Source organism: Pseudoalteromonas sp. ABV4_021 (assembly GCF_056159365.1).
On sequence record NZ_JBSWVB010000001.1, the window covers coordinates 2,148,019 to 2,170,751 of the forward strand.

14 protein-coding genes, 1 tRNA gene and 4 rRNA genes are annotated in these 22,733 nt (G+C 42.8%); 4 read left to right on the top strand and 15 right to left on the bottom strand.

From position 1 onward, the window contains the following. Positions 1-38: 38 nt before the first annotated feature. The 7 genes from ACXAFE_RS10025 to ACXAFE_RS10055 all read right to left on the bottom strand — a co-directional run bounded on the left by ACXAFE_RS10025 (position 39) and on the right by ACXAFE_RS10055 (position 7,883). Entirely contained in the window at positions 39-536 is a 498-nt protein-coding gene (locus ACXAFE_RS10025) for an RDD family protein (RefSeq protein ID WP_105171802.1), read from the bottom strand. 150 nt (positions 537-686) lie between these two features. After that, a tRNA-Leu gene (locus ACXAFE_RS10030) sits at positions 687-771 on the bottom strand. A 394-nt stretch (positions 772-1,165) separates the two neighbouring features. Further along, positions 1,166-1,280: ribosomal RNA gene (rrf, locus tag ACXAFE_RS10035) — 5S ribosomal RNA — on the bottom strand. Positions 1,281-1,364: 84 nt separating this feature from the next. Further along, a 5S ribosomal RNA gene (gene rrf / locus ACXAFE_RS10040) occupies positions 1,365-1,479 on the bottom strand. A gap of 193 nt (positions 1,480-1,672) precedes the next feature. Next, positions 1,673-4,555: ribosomal RNA gene (locus ACXAFE_RS10045) — 23S ribosomal RNA — on the bottom strand. Positions 4,556-4,838: 283 nt separating this feature from the next. Further along, a 16S ribosomal RNA gene (locus ACXAFE_RS10050) occupies positions 4,839-6,371 on the bottom strand. Together the 16S, 23S and 5S rRNA genes with 1 tRNA gene alongside form the textbook arrangement of a ribosomal RNA operon. 654 nt (positions 6,372-7,025) lie before the next feature. Further along, positions 7,026-7,883 carry a tetratricopeptide repeat protein gene (locus ACXAFE_RS10055; protein WP_475151889.1) on the bottom strand — a complete coding sequence of 286 codons (858 nt, stop codon included), beginning with the start codon at positions 7,881-7,883 and terminating at the stop codon, positions 7,026-7,028. A gap of 81 nt (positions 7,884-7,964) precedes the next feature. On the opposite strand from ACXAFE_RS10055, the gene ACXAFE_RS10060 reads away from it, so the two are divergent. Next, on the top strand, positions 7,965-9,272 hold the full coding sequence (locus tag ACXAFE_RS10060; RefSeq protein WP_475151892.1) for an amidohydrolase: 1,308 nt from the start codon (positions 7,965-7,967) through the stop codon (positions 9,270-9,272). An 11-nt stretch (positions 9,273-9,283) separates the two neighbouring features. Next, a complete protein-coding gene (locus ACXAFE_RS10065) occupies positions 9,284-9,658 on the top strand; it encodes a rhodanese-like domain-containing protein (protein ID WP_475151894.1) in 375 nt (124 codons plus the stop codon). 79 nt (positions 9,659-9,737) lie between these two features. Here the strand turns inward: ACXAFE_RS10065 and ACXAFE_RS10070 are convergent, their stop codons facing one another. The 3 genes from ACXAFE_RS10070 to ACXAFE_RS10080 all read right to left on the bottom strand — a co-directional run bounded on the left by ACXAFE_RS10070 (position 9,738) and on the right by ACXAFE_RS10080 (position 13,264). Then, on the bottom strand, positions 9,738-10,391 hold the full coding sequence (locus ACXAFE_RS10070; RefSeq protein ID WP_040642007.1) for a GntR family transcriptional regulator: 654 nt from the start codon (positions 10,389-10,391) through the stop codon (positions 9,738-9,740). 380 nt (positions 10,392-10,771) lie between these two features. Beyond that, on the bottom strand, positions 10,772-12,250 hold the full coding sequence (locus tag ACXAFE_RS10075) for an aldehyde dehydrogenase (NADP(+)) (protein ID WP_475151897.1): 1,479 nt from the start codon (positions 12,248-12,250) through the stop codon (positions 10,772-10,774). A 12-nt stretch (positions 12,251-12,262) separates the two neighbouring features. Then, positions 12,263-13,264, bottom strand: coding sequence for a 4-hydroxyproline epimerase (locus tag ACXAFE_RS10080; RefSeq protein WP_475151899.1), 1,002 nt, complete (start codon positions 13,262-13,264; stop codon positions 12,263-12,265). 235 nt (positions 13,265-13,499) lie between these two features. On the opposite strand from ACXAFE_RS10080, the gene ACXAFE_RS10085 reads away from it, so the two are divergent. After that, positions 13,500-14,801: an NAD(P)/FAD-dependent oxidoreductase gene (locus ACXAFE_RS10085; RefSeq protein ID WP_475151904.1), complete on the top strand. Its 1,302-nt coding sequence runs from the start codon at positions 13,500-13,502 to the stop codon at positions 14,799-14,801. Here the strand turns inward: ACXAFE_RS10085 and ACXAFE_RS10090 are convergent. The 5 genes from ACXAFE_RS10090 to ACXAFE_RS10110 all read right to left on the bottom strand — a co-directional run bounded on the left by ACXAFE_RS10090 (position 14,794) and on the right by ACXAFE_RS10110 (position 22,059). Continuing rightward, the gene (locus tag ACXAFE_RS10090) at positions 14,794-16,092 is read right to left on the bottom strand and encodes a sensor histidine kinase (RefSeq protein ID WP_475151908.1); all 1,299 of its coding nucleotides are present in this window, start codon (positions 16,090-16,092) and stop codon (positions 14,794-14,796) included. The two genes, ACXAFE_RS10085 and ACXAFE_RS10090, sit on opposite strands and share 8 nt — an antisense overlap. A gap of 2 nt (positions 16,093-16,094) precedes the next feature. Further along, positions 16,095-17,471, bottom strand: coding sequence for a sigma-54-dependent transcriptional regulator (locus tag ACXAFE_RS10095; protein ID WP_475151911.1), 1,377 nt, complete (start codon positions 17,469-17,471; stop codon positions 16,095-16,097). A 153-nt stretch (positions 17,472-17,624) separates the two neighbouring features. Further along, a complete protein-coding gene (locus ACXAFE_RS10100) occupies positions 17,625-20,048 on the bottom strand; it encodes an ABC transporter permease (RefSeq protein WP_475151912.1) in 2,424 nt (807 codons plus the stop codon). 11 nt (positions 20,049-20,059) lie between these two features. Next, entirely contained in the window at positions 20,060-20,761 is a 702-nt protein-coding gene (locus tag ACXAFE_RS10105) for an ABC transporter ATP-binding protein (protein ID WP_010561670.1), read from the bottom strand. 41 nt (positions 20,762-20,802) lie between these two features. Next, entirely contained in the window at positions 20,803-22,059 is a 1,257-nt protein-coding gene (locus ACXAFE_RS10110) for an efflux RND transporter periplasmic adaptor subunit (protein WP_475151916.1), read from the bottom strand. A gap of 251 nt (positions 22,060-22,310) precedes the next feature. Between ACXAFE_RS10110 and ACXAFE_RS10115 the strand changes: the two genes are divergently transcribed. Further along, positions 22,311-22,724: a hypothetical protein gene (locus ACXAFE_RS10115; RefSeq protein WP_475151917.1), complete on the top strand. Its 414-nt coding sequence runs from the start codon at positions 22,311-22,313 to the stop codon at positions 22,722-22,724. Positions 22,725-22,733 lie beyond the last annotated feature (9 nt).

Below are 22,733 nucleotides of genomic sequence, written 5' to 3' on the forward strand. Positions count from 1 at the left end.
TTTTATTTTCTGAACTATGTCACAGAGCTCGTGAAATATTAATCGAGCTCGCGATACACCTTTTTATTTTCTTCTTTCGACAACGTAATCACTTCCGTCTTAGCAAGATAGTCTTGTAATGAACGTTTGTTCTTAAAATCAATCAGCACGATCAGATTTCCTAGCCCTAATAACGCCGTAATCGCTCTGATAAGCGCTTGTGGCTTGCTAATAGGTGTACCGTCTAAGTTTCTCACTTTTAATCGCCATGCACGCATACCGATTGTCTGGCCACCCTTAGTCCAAAAGTAAACATAAAAGAAGCAAGCCACACACACTAAATAAAACTGATTAATAAAGTTCCATGGTTGGGTTGTTACAAAGTGAGAGATATCTGCATCTTCACTTTTACTTATTAACCCCAATGAAAGAAGCAGCTCAAGAGCGCCAAGGAAGATAATCTGCGCCAACATGATAATCGCGATTGTCGCTAACGCATCGTATACCCATGATGCTAGACGACGCATAAAACCAGTTCGTTGTTCGATATTTGACATAAAAGTAGTAAAACCTTAAATCTATGGGATGCGTTATTCTAACCTAGAGTTAAGATCACACGCTAATTAAAGTTAAAACAAGCTAATTTCAGGCACAAAAAAACCGACTTACGTCGGCTAATTTTATTTAATACTATGTATAGCATTAAATGGTACCAGTGGGCGGACTCGAACCGCCACGCATTGCTGCGGGGGATTTTGAATCCCCTATGTCTACCAATTCCATCACACTGGCACAAATTACAATACAAAGGCTACGCTTTATAAAGTAATTGCATTATACAAACTAATAGTACCACAGCAAGTAGTTTTTTATGTTTACGACTCAACTGGTTAGGAAATAAACTCAAATACTAATTAACACCTTGCAGTGTGCACTTATTATTTAATAAGCAAGCTATCTGACAATAACAAATCGAAGCGCTTAGGCTATGAATAAGGTTATTGAAGCAGCGATATATAAATTGTTAGTCAAAGACTTTAAATTCTGAATGGAGAGCTGTCGTTTCGCAGTTACTATACTTGCTAGCAATGGTAGTTTCATGGATGAATTATAGCGCTGTGAATTCACTAAACACCCAAACGCAAAAAAGCCTCAACATAATGTTGAGGCTTTCTTTTAAATAGGAGCTTGGCGATGTTCTACTTTCACATGGGCGAACCCACACTATCATCGACGCTGTTTCGTTTCACTTCTGAGTTCGGCATGGAGTCAGGTGGTTCCAAAACGCTATGTTCACCAAGCAAATTCGGTAATTTGCTTTTTATTATTTATTTTAGGCTTTAAAAAACCCGTCGCATTAATGCAACGGGTTTCTTTAATTGGGAGCTTGGCGATGTTCTACTTTCACATGGGCGAACCCACACTATCATCGACGCTGTTTCGTTTCACTTCTGAGTTCGGCATGGGGTCAGGTGGTTCCAAAACGCTATAGTCACCAAGCAAATTCTGTGTGCAAATGTTCAATGGCGCAGCCATTTTATTTGCGCAAGGTGCATATCTGTTAACACTTGTTGTTAAGAGACACACTTTGCTTAAATTCGGAAAGCTGTTTCTTTTATCTCAATCGTAAAGTTATCTACTTTAGTAACTTAATCTATTCAACTTCTGCGGGTCTAAACCACTTTGGCGTTGTATGGTTAAGCCTCACGGGTAATTAGTACAGGTTAGCTTAATGGCTCACACCACTTCCACATCCTGCCTATCAACGTTGTAGTCTTCAACGGCCCTTCAGTTAACTCAAGTTAAAGTGAGAACTCATCTCGAGGCTCGCTTCCCGCTTAGATGCTTTCAGCGGTTATCGATTCCGAACGTAGCTACCGGGCAATGCAATTGGCATCACAACCCGAACACCAGCGGTTCGTCCACTCCGGTCCTCTCGTACTAGGAGCAGCCCCTCTCAATTCTCAAACGCCCACGGCAGATAGGGACCGAACTGTCTCACGACGTTCTAAACCCAGCTCGCGTACCACTTTAAATGGCGAACAGCCATACCCTTGGGACCGACTTCAGCCCCAGGATGTGATGAGCCGACATCGAGGTGCCAAACACCGCCGTCGATATGAACTCTTGGGCGGTATCAGCCTGTTATCCCCGGAGTACCTTTTATCCGTTGAGCGATGGCCCTTCCATTCAGAACCACCGGATCACTATGACCTACTTTCGTACCTGCTCGACGTGTCTGTCTCGCAGTTAAGCTTGCTTCTACCATTACACTAACCGTACGATGTCCGACCGTACTTAGCAAACCTTCGTGCTCCTCCGTTACTCTTTGGGAGGAGACCGCCCCAGTCAAACTACCCACCAGGCACTGTCCACAACCCCGATTCAGGGGCCTATGTTAGAACATCAACACTACAAGGGTGGTATTTCAAGGACGGCTCCACACAATCTAGCGACTGTGTTTCAAAGCCTCCCACCTATCCTACACATGTAGGGTCAATGTTCAGTGCCAAGCTGTAGTAAAGGTTCACGGGGTCTTTCCGTCTAGCCGCGGGTACACAGCATCTTCACTGCGATTTCAATTTCACTGAGTCTCGGGTGGAGACAGCGTGGCCATGGTTACACCATTCGTGCAGGTCGGAACTTACCCGACAAGGAATTTCGCTACCTTAGGACCGTTATAGTTACGGCCGCCGTTTACCGGGGCTTCGATCAAGAGCTTCGCCGAAGCTAACCCCATCAATTAACCTTCCGGCACCGGGCAGGTGTCACACCCTATACGTCATCTTTCGATTTTGCAGAGTGCTGTGTTTTTAATAAACAGTCCCAGCCACCTAGTCACTGCGACTCTCGTCCGCTTAGAGAGCAAGTCTCATCACAGATAAGAGCGTACCTTCTCCCGAAGTTACGGTACAATTTTGCCTAGTTCCTTCACCCGAGTTCTCTCAAGCGCCTTAGTATTCTCTACCTGACCACCTGTGTCGGTTTGGGGTACGATTCGAAATAATCTGAAGCTTAGAGGCTTTTCCTGGAAGTATGGCATCAACAACTTCACATCCGTAGATGCTCGTCTCGTATCTCAGCCTTAAAGAAACCCGGATTTACCTAAGTTTCAAGCCTACATACTTTCACATGGACAACCAACGCCATGCTTGTTTAGCCTGCTCCGTCCCCCCATCGCAATTATTCCAAGTACGGGAATATTAACCCGTTTCCCATCGACTACGCCTTTCGGCCTCGCCTTAGGGGTCGACTCACCCTACCCTGATTAGCATGGGATAGGAACCCTTGGTCTTCCGGCGAGCGGGTTTTTCACCCGCTTTATCGTTACTCATGTCAGCATTCGCACTTCTGATACCTCCAGCATGCCTCCCGGCACACCTTCAACAGCTTACAGAACGCTCCCCTACCCCGCGAATAAATTCGCAGCCGCAGCTTCGGTGGTATGTTTAGCCCCGTTACATCTTCCGCGCAGACCGACTCGACCAGTGAGCTATTACGCTTTCTTTAAAGGATGGCTGCTTCTAAGCCAACCTCCTGGCTGTCTGGGCCTTTCCACATCGTTTCCCACTTAACATACACTTTGGGACCTTAGCTGGCGGTCTGGGTTGTTTCCCTCTCCACGACGGACGTTAGCACCCGCCGTGTGTCTCCCGGATATTACTTATTGGTATTCGGAGTTTGCAAAGGGTTGGTAAGTCGGGATGACCCCCTAGCCTTAACAGTGCTCTACCCCCAATAGTATTCGTCCGAGGCTCTACCTAAATAGATTTCGGGGAGAACCAGCTATCTCCCGGTTTGATTAGCCTTTCACTCCTAGCCACAGGTCATCCGCTAGCTTTTCAACGATAGTCGGTTCGGTCCTCCAGTCAGTGTTACCTGACCTTCAACCTGCCCATGGCTAGATCACCGGGTTTCGGGTCTATACCCAGCAACTAAACGCGCAGTTAACGCTCGCTTTCACTACGGCTCCCCTAAATGGTTAACCTCGCTACTGAATATAAGTCGCTGACCCATTATACAAAAGGTACGCAGTCACAGAACGAATCTGCTCCTACTGCTTGTACGTATACGGTTTCAGGTTCTATTTCACTCCCCTCACAGGGGTTCTTTTCGCCTTTCCCTCACGGTACTGGTTCACTATCGGTCAGTTGGGAGTATTTAGCCTTGGAGGATGGTCCCCCCATATTCAGTCAAAGTTTCACGTGCTCCGACCTACTCGATTTCACTGTAAATAAGTTTTCGTGTACGGGACTATCACCCTGTATCGTCAAACTTTCCAGAATGTTCCACTAACTACATTACAGCTTAAGGGCTAATCCGATTTCGCTCGCCGCTACTTTCGGAATCTCGGTTGATTTCTTTTCCTCGGGGTACTTAGATGTTTCAGTTCTCCCGGTTCGCCTCACTTACCTATGTATTCAGTAAGTGATACCACTAAGTGGTGGGTTTCCCCATTCGGAAATCCTAGTCTCAAGCGCTTTTTACTAGCTTGACTAGGCTTATCGCAAGTTAATACGTCCTTCATCGCCTCCAACTGCCAAGGCATCCACCGTATACGCTTAGTCACTTAACCATACAACCCAAAATGGTTTGTATCGTCAAAGACAGTTTTTAACTCCGCCAGAAGTTAAATATTGAATACTAAAGTAGATACCAACATATTCTTTATTAAAGAGTATGCGGCATATTTTCTTTACTTTATTTTGAGAACTCTAAATTAAATATTGCACTTACTAAGTAAGTACTTAATTTAAAGTTTGTCAGCTTTCCAAATTTTTAAAGAGCAAATTAACTAAGCTATTGCTTAGCTAACAATCATCTGTGTGGACACTTCGAACAAAAAGTTCTAAATCGTATAAGGAGGTGATCCAGCCCCAGGTTCCCCTAGGGCTACCTTGTTACGACTTCACCCCAGTCATGAATCACTCCGTGGTAAGCGCCCTCCCTAAGGTTAAGCTACCTACTTCTGGAGCAACCCACTCCCATGGTGTGACGGGCGGTGTGTACAAGGCCCGGGAACGTATTCACCGCGACATTCTGATTCGCGATTACTAGCGATTCCGACTTCATGGAGTCGAGTTGCAGACTCCAATCCGGACTACGACGCACTTTAAGTGATTCGCTTACTCTCGCGAGTTCGCAGCACTCTGTATGCGCCATTGTAGCACGTGTGTAGCCCTACACGTAAGGGCCATGATGACTTGACGTCGTCCCCACCTTCCTCCGGTTTATCACCGGCAGTCTCCTTAGAGTTCCCGACCGAATCGCTGGCAACTAAGGATAGGGGTTGCGCTCGTTGCGGGACTTAACCCAACATCTCACAACACGAGCTGACGACAGCCATGCAGCACCTGTCTCAGAGTTCCCGAAGGCACCAAACTATCTCTAGTAAGTTCTCTGGATGTCAAGTGTAGGTAAGGTTCTTCGCGTTGCATCGAATTAAACCACATGCTCCACCGCTTGTGCGGGCCCCCGTCAATTCATTTGAGTTTTAACCTTGCGGCCGTACTCCCCAGGCGGTCTACTTAATGCGTTAGCTTTGGAAGACAGTTCCGAAAAACCGAACTCCTAGTAGACATCGTTTACGGCGTGGACTACCGGGGTATCTAATCCCGTTTGCTCCCCACGCTTTCGTACATGAGCGTCAGTGTTGACCCAGGTGGCTGCCTTCGCCATCGGTATTCCTTCAGATCTCTACGCATTTCACCGCTACACCTGAAATTCTACCACCCTCTATCACACTCTAGTTTGCCAGTTCGAAATGCAGTTCCCAGGTTGAGCCCGGGGCTTTCACATCTCGCTTAACAAACCGCCTGCGTACGCTTTACGCCCAGTAATTCCGATTAACGCTCGCACCCTCCGTATTACCGCGGCTGCTGGCACGGAGTTAGCCGGTGCTTCTTCTGTTGCTAACGTCACAGCTAGCAGGTATTAACTACTAACCTTTCCTCACAACTGAAAGTGCTTTACAACCCGAAGGCCTTCTTCACACACGCGGCATGGCTGCATCAGGCTTGCGCCCATTGTGCAATATTCCCCACTGCTGCCTCCCGTAGGAGTCTGGACCGTGTCTCAGTTCCAGTGTGGCTGATCATCCTCTCAAACCAGCTAGGGATCGTCGCCTTGGTGAGCCATTACCTCACCAACTAGCTAATCCCACTTGGGCCAATCTAAAGGCGAGAGCCGAAGCCCCCTTTGGTCCGTAGACATTATGCGGTATTAGCCATCGTTTCCAATGGTTGTCCCCCACCTAAAGGCATGTTCCCAAGCATTACTCACCCGTCCGCCGCTCGTCATCTTCTAGCAAGCTAGAAATGTTACCGCTCGACTTGCATGTGTTAGGCCTGCCGCCAGCGTTCAATCTGAGCCATGATCAAACTCTTCAATTAAAAGTGTTTTTGGACATAAGTCCGACTCAATGAATTCTGATTTTGATTTCTTTCGAAATCGAATTGACTGTACTGAAATAAACTATGTTTATTTCCGTTGGTCACTCAGTTCAATTAAGCCTAAATTTTGTTACGCTAAAAGCGTATGTTAGAACTTAATCTGTACGAGTGCCCACACAGATGATTGCTTAAATTTTTAAAGAACAGTGCAAACAATCTTGTGTTTGCCGCGACGCTTCGTCGCTGTTAGGGCTGCGTATGTTACGCTTTCCTATTTTTTTGTCAACACTTAATTTTGATTATTTTCTTTTTACTTTGAAAACCTTCAAAATTCAGCTTTACTTGACTCAACCAAATCGTGATTCGCTGCTATGCTGCGTCGTTCCCCGTGTTGGTGGAGGCGCATTATAGAGAGATTTGATTTGGGCGCAACCCTTTTTTTGAGTTTTTTGTAAAAAATAGCGATTTAATTCTAAATTTAACATTAAGGCTACAAAACCGAACGTTAAATGTACGATTCTGAGCATTTGAACTCAAAAAGAGGAATTTAAGTATCGATCAATCTTTCAGGATTGCAAATTTATATGTCATATTTTTTAAAACAATATGAAATAAAAAAGGAGCCTTTTGGCTCCTTCTCCTTTATACAGTGTGTTAGTAAAGAATACTATATAGCTTGCGACGATATTTCCCTGCTAACTCGTCACCATCTGGTAATGTGGCGATTACATCTAAAAACATCTTACGTGCATCGCCGAATGCTAAATCCTTTTGCAGTACACTAAACAAGGTTTCTAATGCCTCTTCTTTACGACCGACCTGATCGTATTGCACTGCTAGTTTCACTTTTGCGGCAAAGTTAGTCTCGTCTTTTTCAATTTCAGCTTCTAATTGTTTTATCTCTGGCGAGTCCTTAGCTTCTTGCGCTAATTCAATTTTAGCCTTTAAGTTATTAAAGTAGGCATCTTGATCAACCATTGGAATAGTCGACAACAGCGCATCGGCATCATCTACTTTTTGTATGTTTAAGCAGATATCTGCAAGAATGAGCTTAACCTTACTGTTTTGAGCATTTAGGTCATAAGCTTGTTTTGCTTTTGTATAGGCTTCAGAGTAATTACCTTGGCTCAGTAATTGTTGTGCTTGAGTAACAAGTAGATCTTCAGCATTAGGTAAATGTTTTTCAAATGCAGCATCTAACATCTCTTGCGTTTGCGGTCCTGGCAACATATCTACAGGTGCACCGCCTTTTAAAAGTAAAATAGCAGGAATACCCTGAAGACCAATTTGCTGTGCAAGTTGAGATGCTAGCGCTTGCTCAACATCGCAATTTAACTTGGCTAATAGGAAGTGTTCAGCGTATTGCGCTGCTTTTGCTTCAAGCATTGGTGTCATAGTTGCGCATTCAGGCGCTTGCTGAGTATGAAAGTACAGAGCAATAAGTGTTTCAGGAGCTGTTTCTGAGATAACTTGCTGAAAGCTTTCAGCTGTTAGTTCAATAATATTCGACATATAAAATTAATTATTAACTTCAATTAGTTTCAATATGGAGGCAATATAACTAAAAAACAATGCTTAGAAAGAGAATAACAAATGAAATATGCATTCCTATCAGCACTGCTTATAAGTAATAGTGCACTTGCTGCCAGTCAATTCACCCCAAACACAAACCAGCAAAACACCTTAAACGAATTGTATAAACACCTCCATCAAAACCCTGAACTGTCATACCAAGAAAAAGCGACGTCTCAGCGACTTGCTAAAGAGTTAACACAATTGGGTTTTAGTGTTACTGAAAATGTTGGAGGTTTTGGCGTCGTTGGTATTTATAAAAATGGTAACGGACCAACTGTTATGCTTCGAGCAGATACTGATGGCTTACCTATTATTGAAGAAACAAATAAAGATTACGCTTCAAAAGTAACTGTGATTGACAAAGGCGGCAATAAAGTAGGAGTGATGCATGGCTGCGGTCATGATATTCATATGACCAGTTTTATTGGCACAGCTCAGCAGCTAGTTGAACACAAAAGTGATTGGCAAGGTACCTTGATGATGGTTGCGCAACCTGCTGAAGAAGTAGGTGGCGGCGCAAAAGCCATGTTAAAAGAAGGTTTGTATACTAAATTTGCCAAACCGGACTATGTTGTAGGCTTACACGTTAGCGCCTCAGCCCCTGCAGGTAAAATCGCAATTGCTCCAGGGTATGCATTGGCAAATGTAGATTCGGTTGATGTGATTATAAAAGGCCGCGGTGGTCATGGCGCTTACCCTCACACGACTATTGATCCTGTTGTATTAGCTTCTCGCACGGTACTTGCACTACAAACAATTGCGAGCCGCGAAGTATCACCACTCGAACCAAACGTGATTACGGTCGATTCTATTCATGGTGGCTCAAAACACAACATTATTTCAAATCAAGTGAAACTACAGCTTACTTTACGCTCTTATAATCCTGACGTGCGCAATCAACAAATTGCGGCGATTAAACGTATTACTAAAGGGATTGCACTAAGTGCTGGTCTTTCAGAAAACGAACACCCTGAAGTAATAGTACACGAGTCGGAAAGTATTCCTTCTACTTATAATAACCCAGAGCTTGCGACACGTGTTACCGCCAGTATTAAAAAAGCAATTGGTGAAGACAATACATTAAAAGCCGAACCAGTAATGGCCGGTGAAGATTTTGGGCTGTTTGGTCGCACCGATGAAAATGTGCCTATTACCATTTTTTGGCTTGGTGGTGTAAACCCAACAGAGTATGAAAGCGCAATTAAAAATGGCACTAAGCTACCCTCGCTTCATTCAAGTAAATTTGCGCCCGATTACCCACTGACAATCAAAACAGGCGTAACGGCGATGAGCCAAGCCGCTGTTGATCTATTTAATAACAACTAAAGGAACCTACCATGAAATACATCGCATTTGTTGCATCACTACTATTTAGTGTTGCTTGTTTTGCTAATACGCCAGTTATTACGCAGCAGCAACTTCTTGAAAACCAAATGTCGACTAATGCTTACACCATAATAGATGTGCGCTCAAAAGAAGAATTTAACGATGGCCATGTAAAAGGCGCACTTAATATTCCGCATAATCAAATTGAAGAAAACATGTCGGTATTAGAAGCACTAAAAGATCAGACGCTAGTTGTGTATTGTCGTTCGGGTCGTCGCGCGGGCTTATTTGAAGAAGTATTATCAAAGAAAGGCTTTAAATTAAAGCATTTAGAAGGTGACTACCTCGCTTGGAGTGAAAAACAATTACCGTTAATTAAAAAGTAATTTCTCTGGGCTTTCTTAGCTAAGCAATTAAAACAAAAAACCAGCCACATCAGGCTGGTTTTTTATATTCATTTAGCACTTACTCTTCAATTAACAGTGCTTTAATTTCTTCTTTTGCACCAAGAATGTGCTGCTTAAGTAGCTGACAGGCATTGCTCGTGTCACCGGCACGGCAATAGTCGATTAACTGCTTATGCTCACCACCTGCTTTTTTGATACCACCAGCAAGTAATAAGTGCATACGAATATAGCGGTCAGAGTTTTTATTTAAAATATTTACTACTTCTAGCGTCTGTGGGCGCTCAGCTGCTTGATACAAATAGGTATGAAAACTGGTATTCAAATCTGCCCATAAGTTGGCACTGTCTTCATGGGTAAGCGCTTCATCTAACTTAGATAATAATTCTTCAGCATGATCAAAGTCAGTTGCATTCATATTTGGAATAGAGCGAGCAAGGAGATCAGCTTCTAACATTGCTCTTAATTCAAAAAGCTCATCAACATGTGCGGCATCAAGTTCAGTTACTACCGCGCCTTTATGCGCTTGAAACTTAACTAAGCCTTCAGCTTCAAGTTGTAATAGGGCTTCACGTACAGGAATACGGCTTACATCCAACTCTTCCGCAAGCGCTGCTTGGCGTAACGGTTGACCGGATTTTACTTCGCCTTTTAAGATTTTTTCACGAATTGCATCCACTACAAATTCAGTACGTGTTTTATATGCTAGCCCCATTTTATCTCTTTGTATTTTGTATAAACTTGGCAATAGTTTATACAAATTATAAAAAAAGGCCAGCAAAGCTGGCCTTTTACCTTAGAACGGGAACACACAATTATTTCATGCGAACTCTAGGGTCCGTTAATCTTTGCTGTTCTATTTTTGTTTTTCTGAGCGTGTTTTTATCGCGGCGCTCGATGTGTAGCCTAGTCGCCTAAGCAAATATCGGGCAACAATGATAAAAGCGCGCTCGAAAAAACCTTCCGGCAGTGCTTGATTGGCTTTTCTGCTTTGTTATCGGCTGACTCGCATAGAATAACTATGCCACGCAGCCTCTTCCTTGCATAAAACCCAATCAAGCTACTGCAAAAACGAACTTGAAAGATCAACAGACCCTAAAATGCATTTTGTATACATAGAGGACGCAAGAATCGTTCTATTGCTTGGCTGCCGACAGATGTGCTTCTCACATCGGTTGAACTTGGGAATGGACCGCCGTGCATCATTGCATCACACACTTCCACTCCCGTTGGCATTTGGTTGTATATTAAACGGCCAACAACATAACTTAGCGACTCAGTAATATCAGTATGTTGCTGTACTAATGTTTCGCTACCATGAATTGTTGCTGTTAATTGACCTTCGAGTTCTTCAATCAATGCTACTAATTCATCATTCGATGAATACGTTACCATTAACGCTGCTGGGCCAAATACTTCTTCATGCAATGCTTTATTGTTTCTGAACTCAGTTGCTGTAGTTACAAATACTTGCGTGCTACAACGAAGTGCTTCAGATTGCCCGCTTGCAACAAGCGTTGCATTGCTTGCGAAATTTTCACATCCCGATTGATACGCTTTTAAAATAGCTGGTGTTAACATGGCTTGCGGTGTAGACACTTCCACTTCTTTTGCTACAGCTTGCTTAAAACTTTCAGCTTCTTCTTCAGCAATTAGCCATAAACCTGGATTGGTACAGAATTGACCTGCACCCATATTTAGCGATGCAATAAATGTTGCTGCCAGCTTATCTTCCTGGCCTTTTACAAACCCCGGAAGCAGTATTTGCGGATTTGTTGAGCCAAGCTCACCATAAAATGGAATTTGCTGCTTGCGTTGTTTAATGCTGTCTTGCAGTGCCATACCAACACCAAACGAGCCTGTAAAACCAACCGCTTGGATTTTTGGATTTTTAACCAGTTCGTGGCTTACATCATAACTTTTTGAGTGTAATAACTGATAAACACCTTTTGGCATATCACATTTACTAATTGCCGCTTCAATTGCGCGAACCACAATTTCACTGGTACCCGGGTGTGCTGAGTGAGATTTATAAACCACAGGACACCCTGCCGCTAATGCCGAGGCTGTATCACCGCCAGCTGCGCTGAACGCAAGTGGAAAGTTACTTGCACCAAATACCGCAACCGGACCAATCGCTATTTTTGCCATTTTTAATGTTGGACGCGGTAAAGGCTGACGTTCAGGTAATGCTGCATCTTCAGCGATAAACTCAACGTCTTTTTCTAAGTTTGCTGCAAATAAACGTAACTGACCGACAGTACGACCTAGCTCACCTTTAATACGCATCTCAGGTAAACCGGTTTCAAGAGGAGTACGTGCAACAAGTTCGTCTTCTTTACTTGCTAGTTCATTTGCAATTGTATTTAAAAATGCAGCACGCTGAGCTTTAGTGGTTTTACGATAAACCTTAAATGCAGTATCTGCCACATCACATGCTTGTGCTAGCTGAACAAGGCTACAGTTTTTAAATGCAGGCTCAAGCGGTGTATGGTCATATGCATTTATTGCGTTAAATGAACCTTCACCTTGTGAAGCCCATTCGTTATTAATAAAACTTAATCCTGTAAACATTTACTTTCCCCTTTATACAAGTTGAAAACCATTAACATAGGGATCATCATCATCCACTAGTATTTGGTTGTATCCGGTAATTTTTGCCCATCCTTGAATCGATGGTTTTATGGCAGTAATGCCGCCCACTTCGGTTACTGACTCAATAGTGCCAACAAACTGACTGCCAATGATACTTTCATGAACGAACTTCTCGCCTGGCTTTAATAAGCCTTTGGCATGCAGTTGCGCCATACGTGCCGATGTACCTGTACCACACGGGCTGCGGTCAATCGCCTTATCACCATAAAACACCGCGTTTGCGACGGTAGACCCTTCAGTTTTTGGTACGCCGGTCCATAACACATGCGATAGCCCTGTCACTTTACTATCCTCTGGGTGAGTACATTCCACCGCACGCGCTGCAATTTCACGTACCAATGGACTGAATTTTAAAATATCCCCAGGTGACCATTTATCAATACCAGGGAAATTTTCTTGCGGCTCAACAATTGCGTAAAAGTTACCGCCATAGGCGATATCGAGTTTGATTCTGCCAAGCTCTGGCACGTCAATTTCAATATCTCGATGTGCTAAATAAGCCGCAACATTATAGATTTTGACCCACTCAACTTTGTTGTTAGTCATCTGATATTCAACATTGATCTGCCCTGCTGGCACATCAATAATCAATTTACCCTGCTCTTTGGGTTGAATAAGCCCCGCTTCTAAACCCGCTGTAACCGTACCTATCGTGCCATGTCCGCACATAGGTAAGCAGCCAGAAGTTTCAATAAACAAAATGGACGCATCGGCATTATCTGAACAGGGGGGATACAAAAACGCGCCCGACATCATGTCGTGACCACGAGGCTCAAACATCAAAGACTGGCGGATCCAGTCGAATTCGCGCATAAAGTGCATACGCTTTTCACCCATGGTATTACCATCAAGCACAGGGTGCCCCGAGGTTACCAGTCGCACTGGATTGCCACAGGTATGGGCATCAATACAAAAATAGGTCCCTTTCTTCACTTGCTGCTCTCCTATCTATTGTTACTTCTTATAATGCGAAATAGGCGTGCACCTTGATGCACACCTTGGCTAAGGGGAAAGCCTAATTGTTATACGTCGTACGCTAAAACCATATCAGGATGTGTCATTGCGTTTTTGCGTTGTGTTGTGAAAAACGACTACACATATTGCCAATTTAGTTTCATTTGTTTTTACTTCGAAAAGTGATACTGTACATTGTATACCGATTAAGTTAATGTATATTGTATACAATGTAAAGCACTATTTTAATCTAATGGAAAACACCTCTCACTCGGTTAATCAAAATGTCGCTGTAATTGGCGCAGGCGTAATTGGAATTGCAACCGCAATTCAGCTGCAAAAATGTGGTTATCAAGTCACATTACTCGATAAACAAGGTATTAGCGAAGGCTGTTCAAAAGGTAATGCAGGGCACTTTGCGACAGAGCAAGTATTCCCATTGGCACAGGCCTCTTTATTGCCGCAACTGCCAAAAATGCTGCTCGATCCAAAAGGCGCACTGCGTATTAGCCCGAGTTATTTATTTAAAGCATTACCGTGGTTTATGCGGTTTTTAGCAAATATGCGTCCGCACATTTTCAAGCAAAACAAAGAAGCGTTAAAAAAACTAAACTGCGCGGCAATAAACGCATGGCAGCGACTTACCCAAGCAAGTAATAGCCAAGGACTATTCCATTTAAATGGCAGCTTACTCACTTTTGAGTCAGACTCGCAAAAAAATGCGCTCACAACACTAGAACACTATAAAAATGAAGGCGTTAATGTCACGCTACTTGAACGCAATGAGCTTGATGAATTACAACCGGGCTTACATCAAAATATAACGCATGCATTATATTTTACTGATGTAGGGCACACTTGTAGCCCATATCAATTAAACCTCGCGCTATTTGAGCATGCAAAATCGTTAGGCGTTAGCTTTAAACAAGTTGAGGTCACATCGCTATTTACTACCGGTTCAGCTGTAACCATAAATACCAACCACGATGACCTCCTCTTTGATGCACTCGTAATGTGTACCGGTGCTCACAGTAAATCACTGTGTAAACAACTTGGTTATAACGTGCCACTTGATACAGAGCGCGGTTATCATTACATGGTAAGTAGTGAGAACATGCCAACCATGCCGGTTGTTTCATTTGAGAAAAAGTTTATTTTAACCCCAATGCAAGAAGGGCTTCGCCTTGCGGGTACAGTGGAATTTGCAGGCCTTTCAAAAGCACCAACCTACCGCCGTGCGGATATGTTAAAGCAGCTTGGCGAATCTATTTGGCCAGATATGGTGGATGACTACCCTGATCATGATAAGAAGTGGATGGGCTTTCGACCTACGCTACCCGACTCACTGCCTGTGATCGGACGCGCACCTAAACACAACAATGTATTTTTTAACTTTGGCCACCAGCACCTAGGTCTAACCCTAGCGGCAATTTGTGCCGAGCTTATCGCTTGTGATGTGCAAGGAGTTAAACCCTTAATTGACTTAACCCCTTATTCAATCGCTCGTTTTAATTAACAGGCAGCACCACTTTTGCTACGCAACCACGTTCAGGGTGGTTGCTAAGTGAAATCACTCCGTTATGCGCTGATACAATTTGGCGACAAAGCGCAAGGCCCGTGCCTGTGCCTTGCTTTTTAGTGGTGTACAAAGGTACAAAAAGGTTATCAGGGTTACTAATTCCTGTGCCTAAATCTCTGATTTCAATCACTACTTGTTGCTCATCTTGCTTAAGTGAAATATCTATCGTGTGATCTGGCGCTGCTTCATGGGCATTTTTCAATAAATTAATTAAACATTGCTCTAGCTGGGCGGCATCCACCTCAACCATGCAGTTATCTGGTAAATGTAAATTACAGGGGTAACCAAGTAACTCTGTACTACTTGAGATTATTTTTACTAAATCATGCGGTTTCTTTTGCGGCTCAGGTAAAGTCGCAAGTTGACGATAACCCTGAATAAAGGATTTTAAGCGAGTTGCACGTTCGCCAATAATGGTTAAGCCACCTTGAATATCTTCTTTGTCTTCACCGTCAATCGGCAAGCTCGATGATATTTTATTTATCGTGTCGGTTAAGCTAATAATGGGCGACAACGAATTATTAATTTCATGACTTAACACACGCACTAAGTCTTTCCATGCTTTTTGTTCTTGATGGCTCAGTACTGTTTCTAAATCCGATAAAATAAACAAGTTATGCTGCTTACCTGCTTCTCTAAAATTATCACGATACAAATGCAAGCGAGATGATGCTTGTTTATTCGCAACCATAACTAACTGATTATTGGGCGCATCAATAAGCTCGACCAAATTTAAATCCGCAAGTGTATGGTTAATCAACTTGGATTCAGATTTTTCAAAAAAGCGCTCTGCCGCAGGGTTTGCCAAGGTGATCTTTTGATTTTCATCACAAGCGAAAATAATTACGCCTATTTGTTTAATCAGCTTCGCTAATAACAATTGGCTTTCTTTATATTCAAAGCGTGTGGTTGATAAGTTATCTGCAAGTCGATTAATCTGCTGAACTAAATCGCCAAGCGCCGATGACTCAGCAGCGCCCTTAGCACGCAAGGTGTAATCACCTGCATTTAACGCTTCAACTAAATTTGCTAACGACAAAAACTGCTCGTTTAATTTATCAAACAAGTAATAAAGATTTACCAACACCACTAAAATCAGTAACACACTCACCAGTGCTTGCAAATAGATGCTGAAGTCCGCCTGCCAAATCATCACCAGCGCAATAAAATTGCCCGGCAGCGCTGCCCACAACACCGAACGTTGTAACTGATTGAAAAAGTTTTTCACGATTAGATACCAAACTTATCGAGTCGACGATAAAACGCACTGCGACTTAAGCCAAGTGATTTTGCCGTATCCAATGCGTTGCCTTGGTATTCCATTAAACGCTGTTCAATCACCGCTTTTTCAATGTCATCCATGGTGCCTTGGTACTTAGTGGTTGTTTGCTCAAAAGTCTCTGGGGTTTGAGCTACACTTGGCGTTAGCATTAAATGCTCTGGGCTGATTTCGCTTACTGCAAGTAACGTCGCGCGCTCTAAGGTGTGAGATAGCTCGCGTACATTGCCCGGCCAATCGTATGTCATTAATGCATCACACGCAGCTGTCGATAAACTTGGCGCTGGTTTATTAAAACGCTTCGCTGCTTTAGCAATAAAGTTATTTGCCATAGGCAAGATGTCGTCTTTGCGCTCAGCTAAACTTGGTAAACGCACTACAAAGGTGTTTAACCGGTAAAGCAAATCTTGGCGAAATGTAGCGTCTTCAACCATCGCATCTAAATTGGCATTGGTTGCTGAAATTAAACGAATATTGGCTGTTTGGGTTTTGCTTGAGCCAACTTTTTCAAATTGGTGTTCTTCTAATAAGCGCAGTAACTTTGCTTGTTGTGGCAACGGAATATTACCAATTTCATCCATAAACAAGGTGCCTTTTTCGGCAAGTTCAACGCGGCCAATACGATTCTCCTTGGCATCGGTAAAGGCGCCTTTTACATGGCCAAAAAGTTCAGACTCAAATAAGCTTTCGCTGATTGCGCCCATATTTACCGAAACAAAACGTTCATTATTTCGGCTACTTAAATTATGAATATGCTGCGCGAGTAAGCTTTTACCGGTGCCATTTGGCCCTGTGATCAGCACATTGATATCGGCTTTGGCAATTTGCGCTAGTTGTGTAAGCAGGGCTTTCATCGGTGCAGATTCAACGATCAACTCCCCATCACTTTGTGCTAGTTCGCTTTTTAAGTTTTGGTTTTCTTGGTTAAGCACTTGGTTTTGCAGCTTCTGCTCGCGCAATTTAAGCTGATTGGTGATGACTGTTAATAAGCGTTCGTTTTCCCATGGCTTTTCAACAAAATCGCCCGCTCCTGCTTTCATTACCTCAACGGCAATTTCAACACTTGCCCATCCAGTCATACAAACAATTGCCAAGCTTTCATCAAGAGCTGCGAGCTGTTCGGTAAGATTAATACCTTCCTGACCAGAGGTAGTATCAGCGTGATAATTTAAATCGATTAAAGCGAGATCAATGTCATTTTGTTTAACAAAGAAAACAGCTTCTGCTGGTGAACTTACTGTGCTGACTTTAAACCCTTCGCTCTTTAAAAATAGGCGAAGTGCGGCAACAATACTGAGATCGTCATCAGCAATTAAAATATGAGACACAATTTATCCTTTACTGCGTTAATTCTTATTTGCTTATAAGCGCACAAAGGCTGCTAAGCATAAGCGGGATAGTGGTTTTAGGGTAAAAGTTAACTTTCGTTAAATCAATAAATAAAAAACCAGTGCAAGCACTGGTTTTTTATTTAGTTTTATTTATTCGTGCCTAAGTGCACTTGATGGTTCCATATTAAGTGCGTTACGAACTGGTAGCACAACAGCAAGAATAATTACTAAGCTGATTAACACTGGTACACCAATATAAACAAGCAGTGAGCCCTCGGCCATACTGCCTTGCTCTAACATTTTTACTAACAGTACGCCGGCTGGAATACCTAAAATTAAACCAGCTACTAGCTGCTTTATCGCTTGCATTAGGTAGTGGTTATACACATTACTGTTATCTGCACCAAGCGCTCGGCGAACACCGATTTCTTGTGTTTTTTGCACAATAGAGTTAGCCATAACACCGTAAATACCACTAAATGCAATGACCATTGACGAGATAGCGAACAAGATAAAGATATTAGCAATAAAGTTCATACCCGATAAACGACTGTCAATACCCGCTTGGATGTCAGTGATGCTGTAAGGTGCAACATCAGTATCTAACTCAACCGCGGCTTTAGTTAATAAGCTTACAGGGTTATGCATTGCAGTTGCTGTAGGGGCATTTTTAATTACCACATTCATATTCAAACGAGGGAACTGCTGATAAGCCAAAAACATCGATGCCTCATCACTATTGTGATCAAATGGTTGGCCGAATATGACATTGTTAGTAACACCTACAATGGTCACTACGGCATTATCCATTTCCATTAATTTAATGCGCTTGCCTATCGGGTTTTCACCCGCTAAGTGTTTTTCAGCAAAGTTTTTGGTAACAACTGCATTTAGGCTTGTTCCTGCTGAATCTGTGTTATTGAATAAGCGCCCTTCCAACAATGTCATCTCCATTGCTGAAAAGTAGTTATTCATAACAATGTTCACGTTAGAACCTGGGTAACTTGGTTTTTTGCCGTAATCGACACCCTCAACCGAGATATTTTGGAAAATGCCCCATGTGTGCGGTAACGACTGACTAAACGTAACACTTTCAATTGCTGGGTTTGCAGTTAGCTTTTCTTCCAGTGAACGATAATACTGTTTTGCTCTTTCAATATTTTCTTTTCCGTAGCGTTCACTTGGCAGTGCAATACGTGCCGCAACGCGGTTATCAATTGCAACACCATAATCAGCATCATTCATCTTGCTTACTAAGTTAAGCATCGCTGCTGAAAGCATAATTAGCGCGCACGATAAAGTTACTTCTAAACCAACAATTACCTTGCTAAGTAGACCTGCCGTTTTACTTTGCGCACCACGTGTGCCATCACGCAGCACTGCGTTGATATCGGTTTTAGTTGCGCGCCATGCAGGTAAGCCACCTGTAATTAGTATGGTGCTTAATACCGTTACCACAGTAATAATTAAGCTTGCTTGCGTAAGCCCTGCTTGCCACCAAAACGGAGGCTCAATTGGCAGCGAATTTAAAAAGTAGTCAAACGTTAAATCTAACCCGTAGCCTGCAATTAACACTGCTAAGCAACCAGACAGCACACTAATAATTAAGCTCTCACACATTAATTGGCGAATAAGTACCGAACGTGGCGCACCCAACGCTGTACGAATTGCACTTTCTTTATTGCGTTCAATAGCGCGAGATAACAACAAGTTACCCACGTTTACACACGCAAGAACTAAAATAAATAGCACAGCTAACGCCATAGCAAGTACCAGCGCATCACCGCCTTTACCAATTTTTTCCAATTGGAAAGTCCAAACAAAACCAATTTTTGTAGAGTTTAACTCTGGATACTGGCGTGCAAATTCCGCAAAAATGGTCTCCATTTCGCGATTTGCCTGCTGCTCAGACACACCTTCTTTTAATAAGCCGTAAACCGCTACGTAATTTGAATCTTCTCGCGCAGTGCCTTGGCTTTCAACTTTAAACGGCATGTACATTTGTGCAAAGTCAGGAAAGCGATAACCAGGCGCTGTTACCCCTACCACTGTATGGTTTTTGCCATCAATACGTATTTTTTGACCGACAATTGTTGGGTCAGACGCAAACATTTCACGCCATACAAAATCCCCTAACACCACTACACGCTCATTGCTGGTAGAGTCTGCTTTTGTTAGTAAACGACCCAGAGCAACTTTTGCCTCTGACACTTTAAAAAACTCTTCACTGACAAAGTGTGATGAATAACGAACAGCACGATCGCTTGTTGAAACGGTTACAGTGTACGTATCGTAAGCATCTAAAAACTCAAAGCTGGTTTGTTGATTTACAATATCTAGGTATTCTTGGTAACGCACCGAAGTACCATCGTACGCCACACCGTTTACTACCGTGGTCACTTTGCGTAAACGCTCGCCATCTTCAAGTGGGATAGTGCCGCTTAAGGTATTGAAAATAAAGCTGAACATATAAATGCATAAGCTTAAACCAATGGTCATAACAAAGGTGGTTAGCGCTGCAAAACGTGGATTTTTAAGCATTCCACGCACAGCATATAAAATATCGTCTAACATGGCATTTCTCCTTATGCTACTGCAACTTGCGCTTGCGTATCACCAACAATACGGCCATCAAATACTTCAACAATGCGCTCAGCACGTTTTGCACCACGGGGGTCGTGAGTAACCATACAAATAGTGGTGCCCTCTGCATGTAACTTGTCCAGTAACGCCATCACTAGTTCTGCATTTTTAGAATCAAGGTTACCGGTTGGTTCGTCCGCTAGAATAATTGAAGGGTTGCCAACAATGGCACGTGCTACAGCAACACGTTGCTGCTGACCACCTGAAAGTTGCGCTGGGTAATGCTTTGCTCTGTGGCTCATATCAACTCTTTCTAGCGCTGCCATTGCCATTTGCTTACGCTCGGCTTTAGTTAAATCTTTACGGTAAGTCAGTGGCAATGTAACGTTTTCTTCTACCGTTAAATCACTAATCAGGTTAAACGATTGAAATACAAAACCGATTTCTTTGTTACGAATATATGCACGCTGTTTGTGATCAAGCCCTGCTACTTGATGACCATTTAATTCAAAACTGCCACCCGAGCAGGTATCCAGTAAGCCTAAAATTGATAGTAAGGTTGATTTACCACAACCTGAAGGGCCTGAAATTGATACGTACTCGCCTTGTTTAATATCTAAATTAATCTCGCTTAGTGCGTGAGTTTCAACTTCATCGGTAGCAAATACTTTTTTTAGGTTTGTTAGTTTAATTAGTGTATTCATGTGATTATTCCTTCAAAATTCGTTATTAATGTGGTTTTGGATTAGTCAAGCGCAACACGTGCATGACGTGAAAATTCGCTTTGCTCAGAGATGACCACCTGATCACCCACGGCTAATCCAGTTACAATTTCAATTTCGGTGCTTGATGCTTTACCGTAGGTCACCGCTATTTTTTCAGCGTAACGGCCATTTTCAACCAGTTTAAAAGCACTTAGGGTACGCTCAGCTTGCGAAAATGCTGGGCGACGCACAAATAAGGTGTTACTTTTCTTAGCGACTATGATGTCGCCATCAACAGAGAGATCGGGGCGCGCTTCTTGCGGTAATGGTGTTTCAAGCTCAACATCCACTTGTACCGTACCTTCTACAACCGCAGGATCGATTCGTTTAACTTTACCCATAATGGTGTTAAAGCGGGTATCTATCGCCACGCTTTGACCTAGTGCAATGGCCGATGCTTTAAGCTCTGGGATTTTTAATTCAGCAATTAAATCATCTTGCTTAGCAAATTTAGCAACATTACTACCAAGTGATACTCGCTGACCTAATTCAAGCGGCATTGCTTGTAAAATGCCCGAAACCGGCGCCACTACTTTTAGTGATGCAAGTTGAAATTCGGCACGTTCAATGGTTTTGTTTAGTTTTTCCAAACGCGCTTGCTGCGCGGTAAGGTTTGCTTTTAAGTTTTCGCCAAGCTGCATTTCACGGCGCTTATCAATCGCAAGGGTTTCTTTTAACTGCGACACAGTCAATTTTGAGCTTTCGTAATCAAGACGAGAAACCGTAGCGTTGCCTTTTTGAATTAATTGCTCTTCTGCTTGCAAACGCATATTGGCTTTATCATAGGCCATTTTGGTTTGTAGCAAGCTTGCTTGCATATCCAGTAATTTGGTTTGTTGGCTTACTTTTAGTGCAGCTAGCTCAGCTTCAAGCGCTGTGCGCTCCCACTGTAGTTCTTCCACTTTTTGCTTTAGTTCAGGGTTAGCAAGTTCAACAATTAAGTCACCTTGATTAACCGCTGCACCTGGCTTCATAAGAATTTTTTCGACTTTACCTTCAACATTACTGGCAACCCAGCGCACATCGCGCGGTGCTAACACACCATGGCCCGATACTTTAATTGTAAATTCGCCTGCTTTAACTTCTGCTGTTAGTAAGTTAGAACGCTTAACCGTTGCGCTTGCAAAATCCACTTGCGCAAAGCCATAAACGGCGCCTGCGAAAAGCGCAGCTGCCACAGAAAATACTGCTGCTTTCTTTTTGTAAAACGGTGTTTTTTTAGTTTTGATAATGTCCATTTTAAATGCCTAATTATGTTTGCATTGGTAATAGACCTATATCAAAGAGCGTGCCAAACAATAAAAACCAATAATAACAGCACGTTACTATAAAGTCGCAATTTTGAGGATTCTATCACATCCCAATTTTGGGATGACGTTTAAAAAACCACATCCCAAAGTTGGGATAGCTTTACATTCACCACTATAATTTGGCAGCTGAATAGGTAAGTGGTACTTTAACAAAACAACAATAACTAAAAGGACTTAATATGAAAAACTTTATTGCGCCTGTATTACTAGGTGCGACAACTCTTTACTTTGCAAATATGAGTTACCAACAAAGCCTAACAATTTCAGGCTTAAGTAATGAGCTTATATCTCAAGAAGAAACCACTTTTATGCAAGAACAACAGTTAATCGAATTAAGAAAGAAGCTTGCGAGCGTGACAACAGGAGATAACAAAGTTGCAGCATTGCAGTTTGAGATTGAAAGGCTTAATCAACGACTAACGAATGACACAAATGCCGATACACAACCAACTACTTCACACTCCGAACTAGCAAATATTGAGACGTCGATCCCAGAACAGTCTGGTCAAACTGAATTGGCAAACAAGGTCGCGACACAACAAAATTCAGAAGGACCTACCGACTTTGTAGCTGATGCCCTCAACCTATTTTAAAATGAGGAA

What these genes read in the sequence shown, in the direction of transcription:
- ACXAFE_RS10025 (WP_105171802.1), bottom strand. Translation starts at nt 536, where the DNA reads ATGTCAAATATCGAACAACGAACTGGTTTTATGCGTCGTCTAGCATCA.
- ACXAFE_RS10055 (WP_475151889.1), bottom strand. Translation starts at nt 7,883, where the DNA reads ATGTCGAATATTATTGAACTAACAGCTGAAAGCTTTCAGCAAGTTATC.
- ACXAFE_RS10060 (WP_475151892.1), top strand. Translation starts at nt 7,965, where the DNA reads ATGAAATATGCATTCCTATCAGCACTGCTTATAAGTAATAGTGCACTT.
- ACXAFE_RS10065 (WP_475151894.1), top strand. Translation starts at nt 9,284, where the DNA reads ATGAAATACATCGCATTTGTTGCATCACTACTATTTAGTGTTGCTTGT.
- ACXAFE_RS10070 (WP_040642007.1), bottom strand. Translation starts at nt 10,391, where the DNA reads ATGGGGCTAGCATATAAAACACGTACTGAATTTGTAGTGGATGCAATT.
- ACXAFE_RS10075 (WP_475151897.1), bottom strand. Translation starts at nt 12,250, where the DNA reads ATGTTTACAGGATTAAGTTTTATTAATAACGAATGGGCTTCACAAGGT.
- ACXAFE_RS10085 (WP_475151904.1), top strand. Translation starts at nt 13,500, where the DNA reads ATGTATATTGTATACAATGTAAAGCACTATTTTAATCTAATGGAAAAC.
- ACXAFE_RS10100 (WP_475151912.1), bottom strand. Translation starts at nt 20,048, where the DNA reads ATGTTAGACGATATTTTATATGCTGTGCGTGGAATGCTTAAAAATCCA.
- ACXAFE_RS10105 (WP_010561670.1), bottom strand. Translation starts at nt 20,761, where the DNA reads ATGAATACACTAATTAAACTAACAAACCTAAAAAAAGTATTTGCTACC.
- ACXAFE_RS10110 (WP_475151916.1), bottom strand. Translation starts at nt 22,059, where the DNA reads ATGGACATTATCAAAACTAAAAAAACACCGTTTTACAAAAAGAAAGCA.
- ACXAFE_RS10115 (WP_475151917.1), top strand. Translation starts at nt 22,311, where the DNA reads ATGAAAAACTTTATTGCGCCTGTATTACTAGGTGCGACAACTCTTTAC.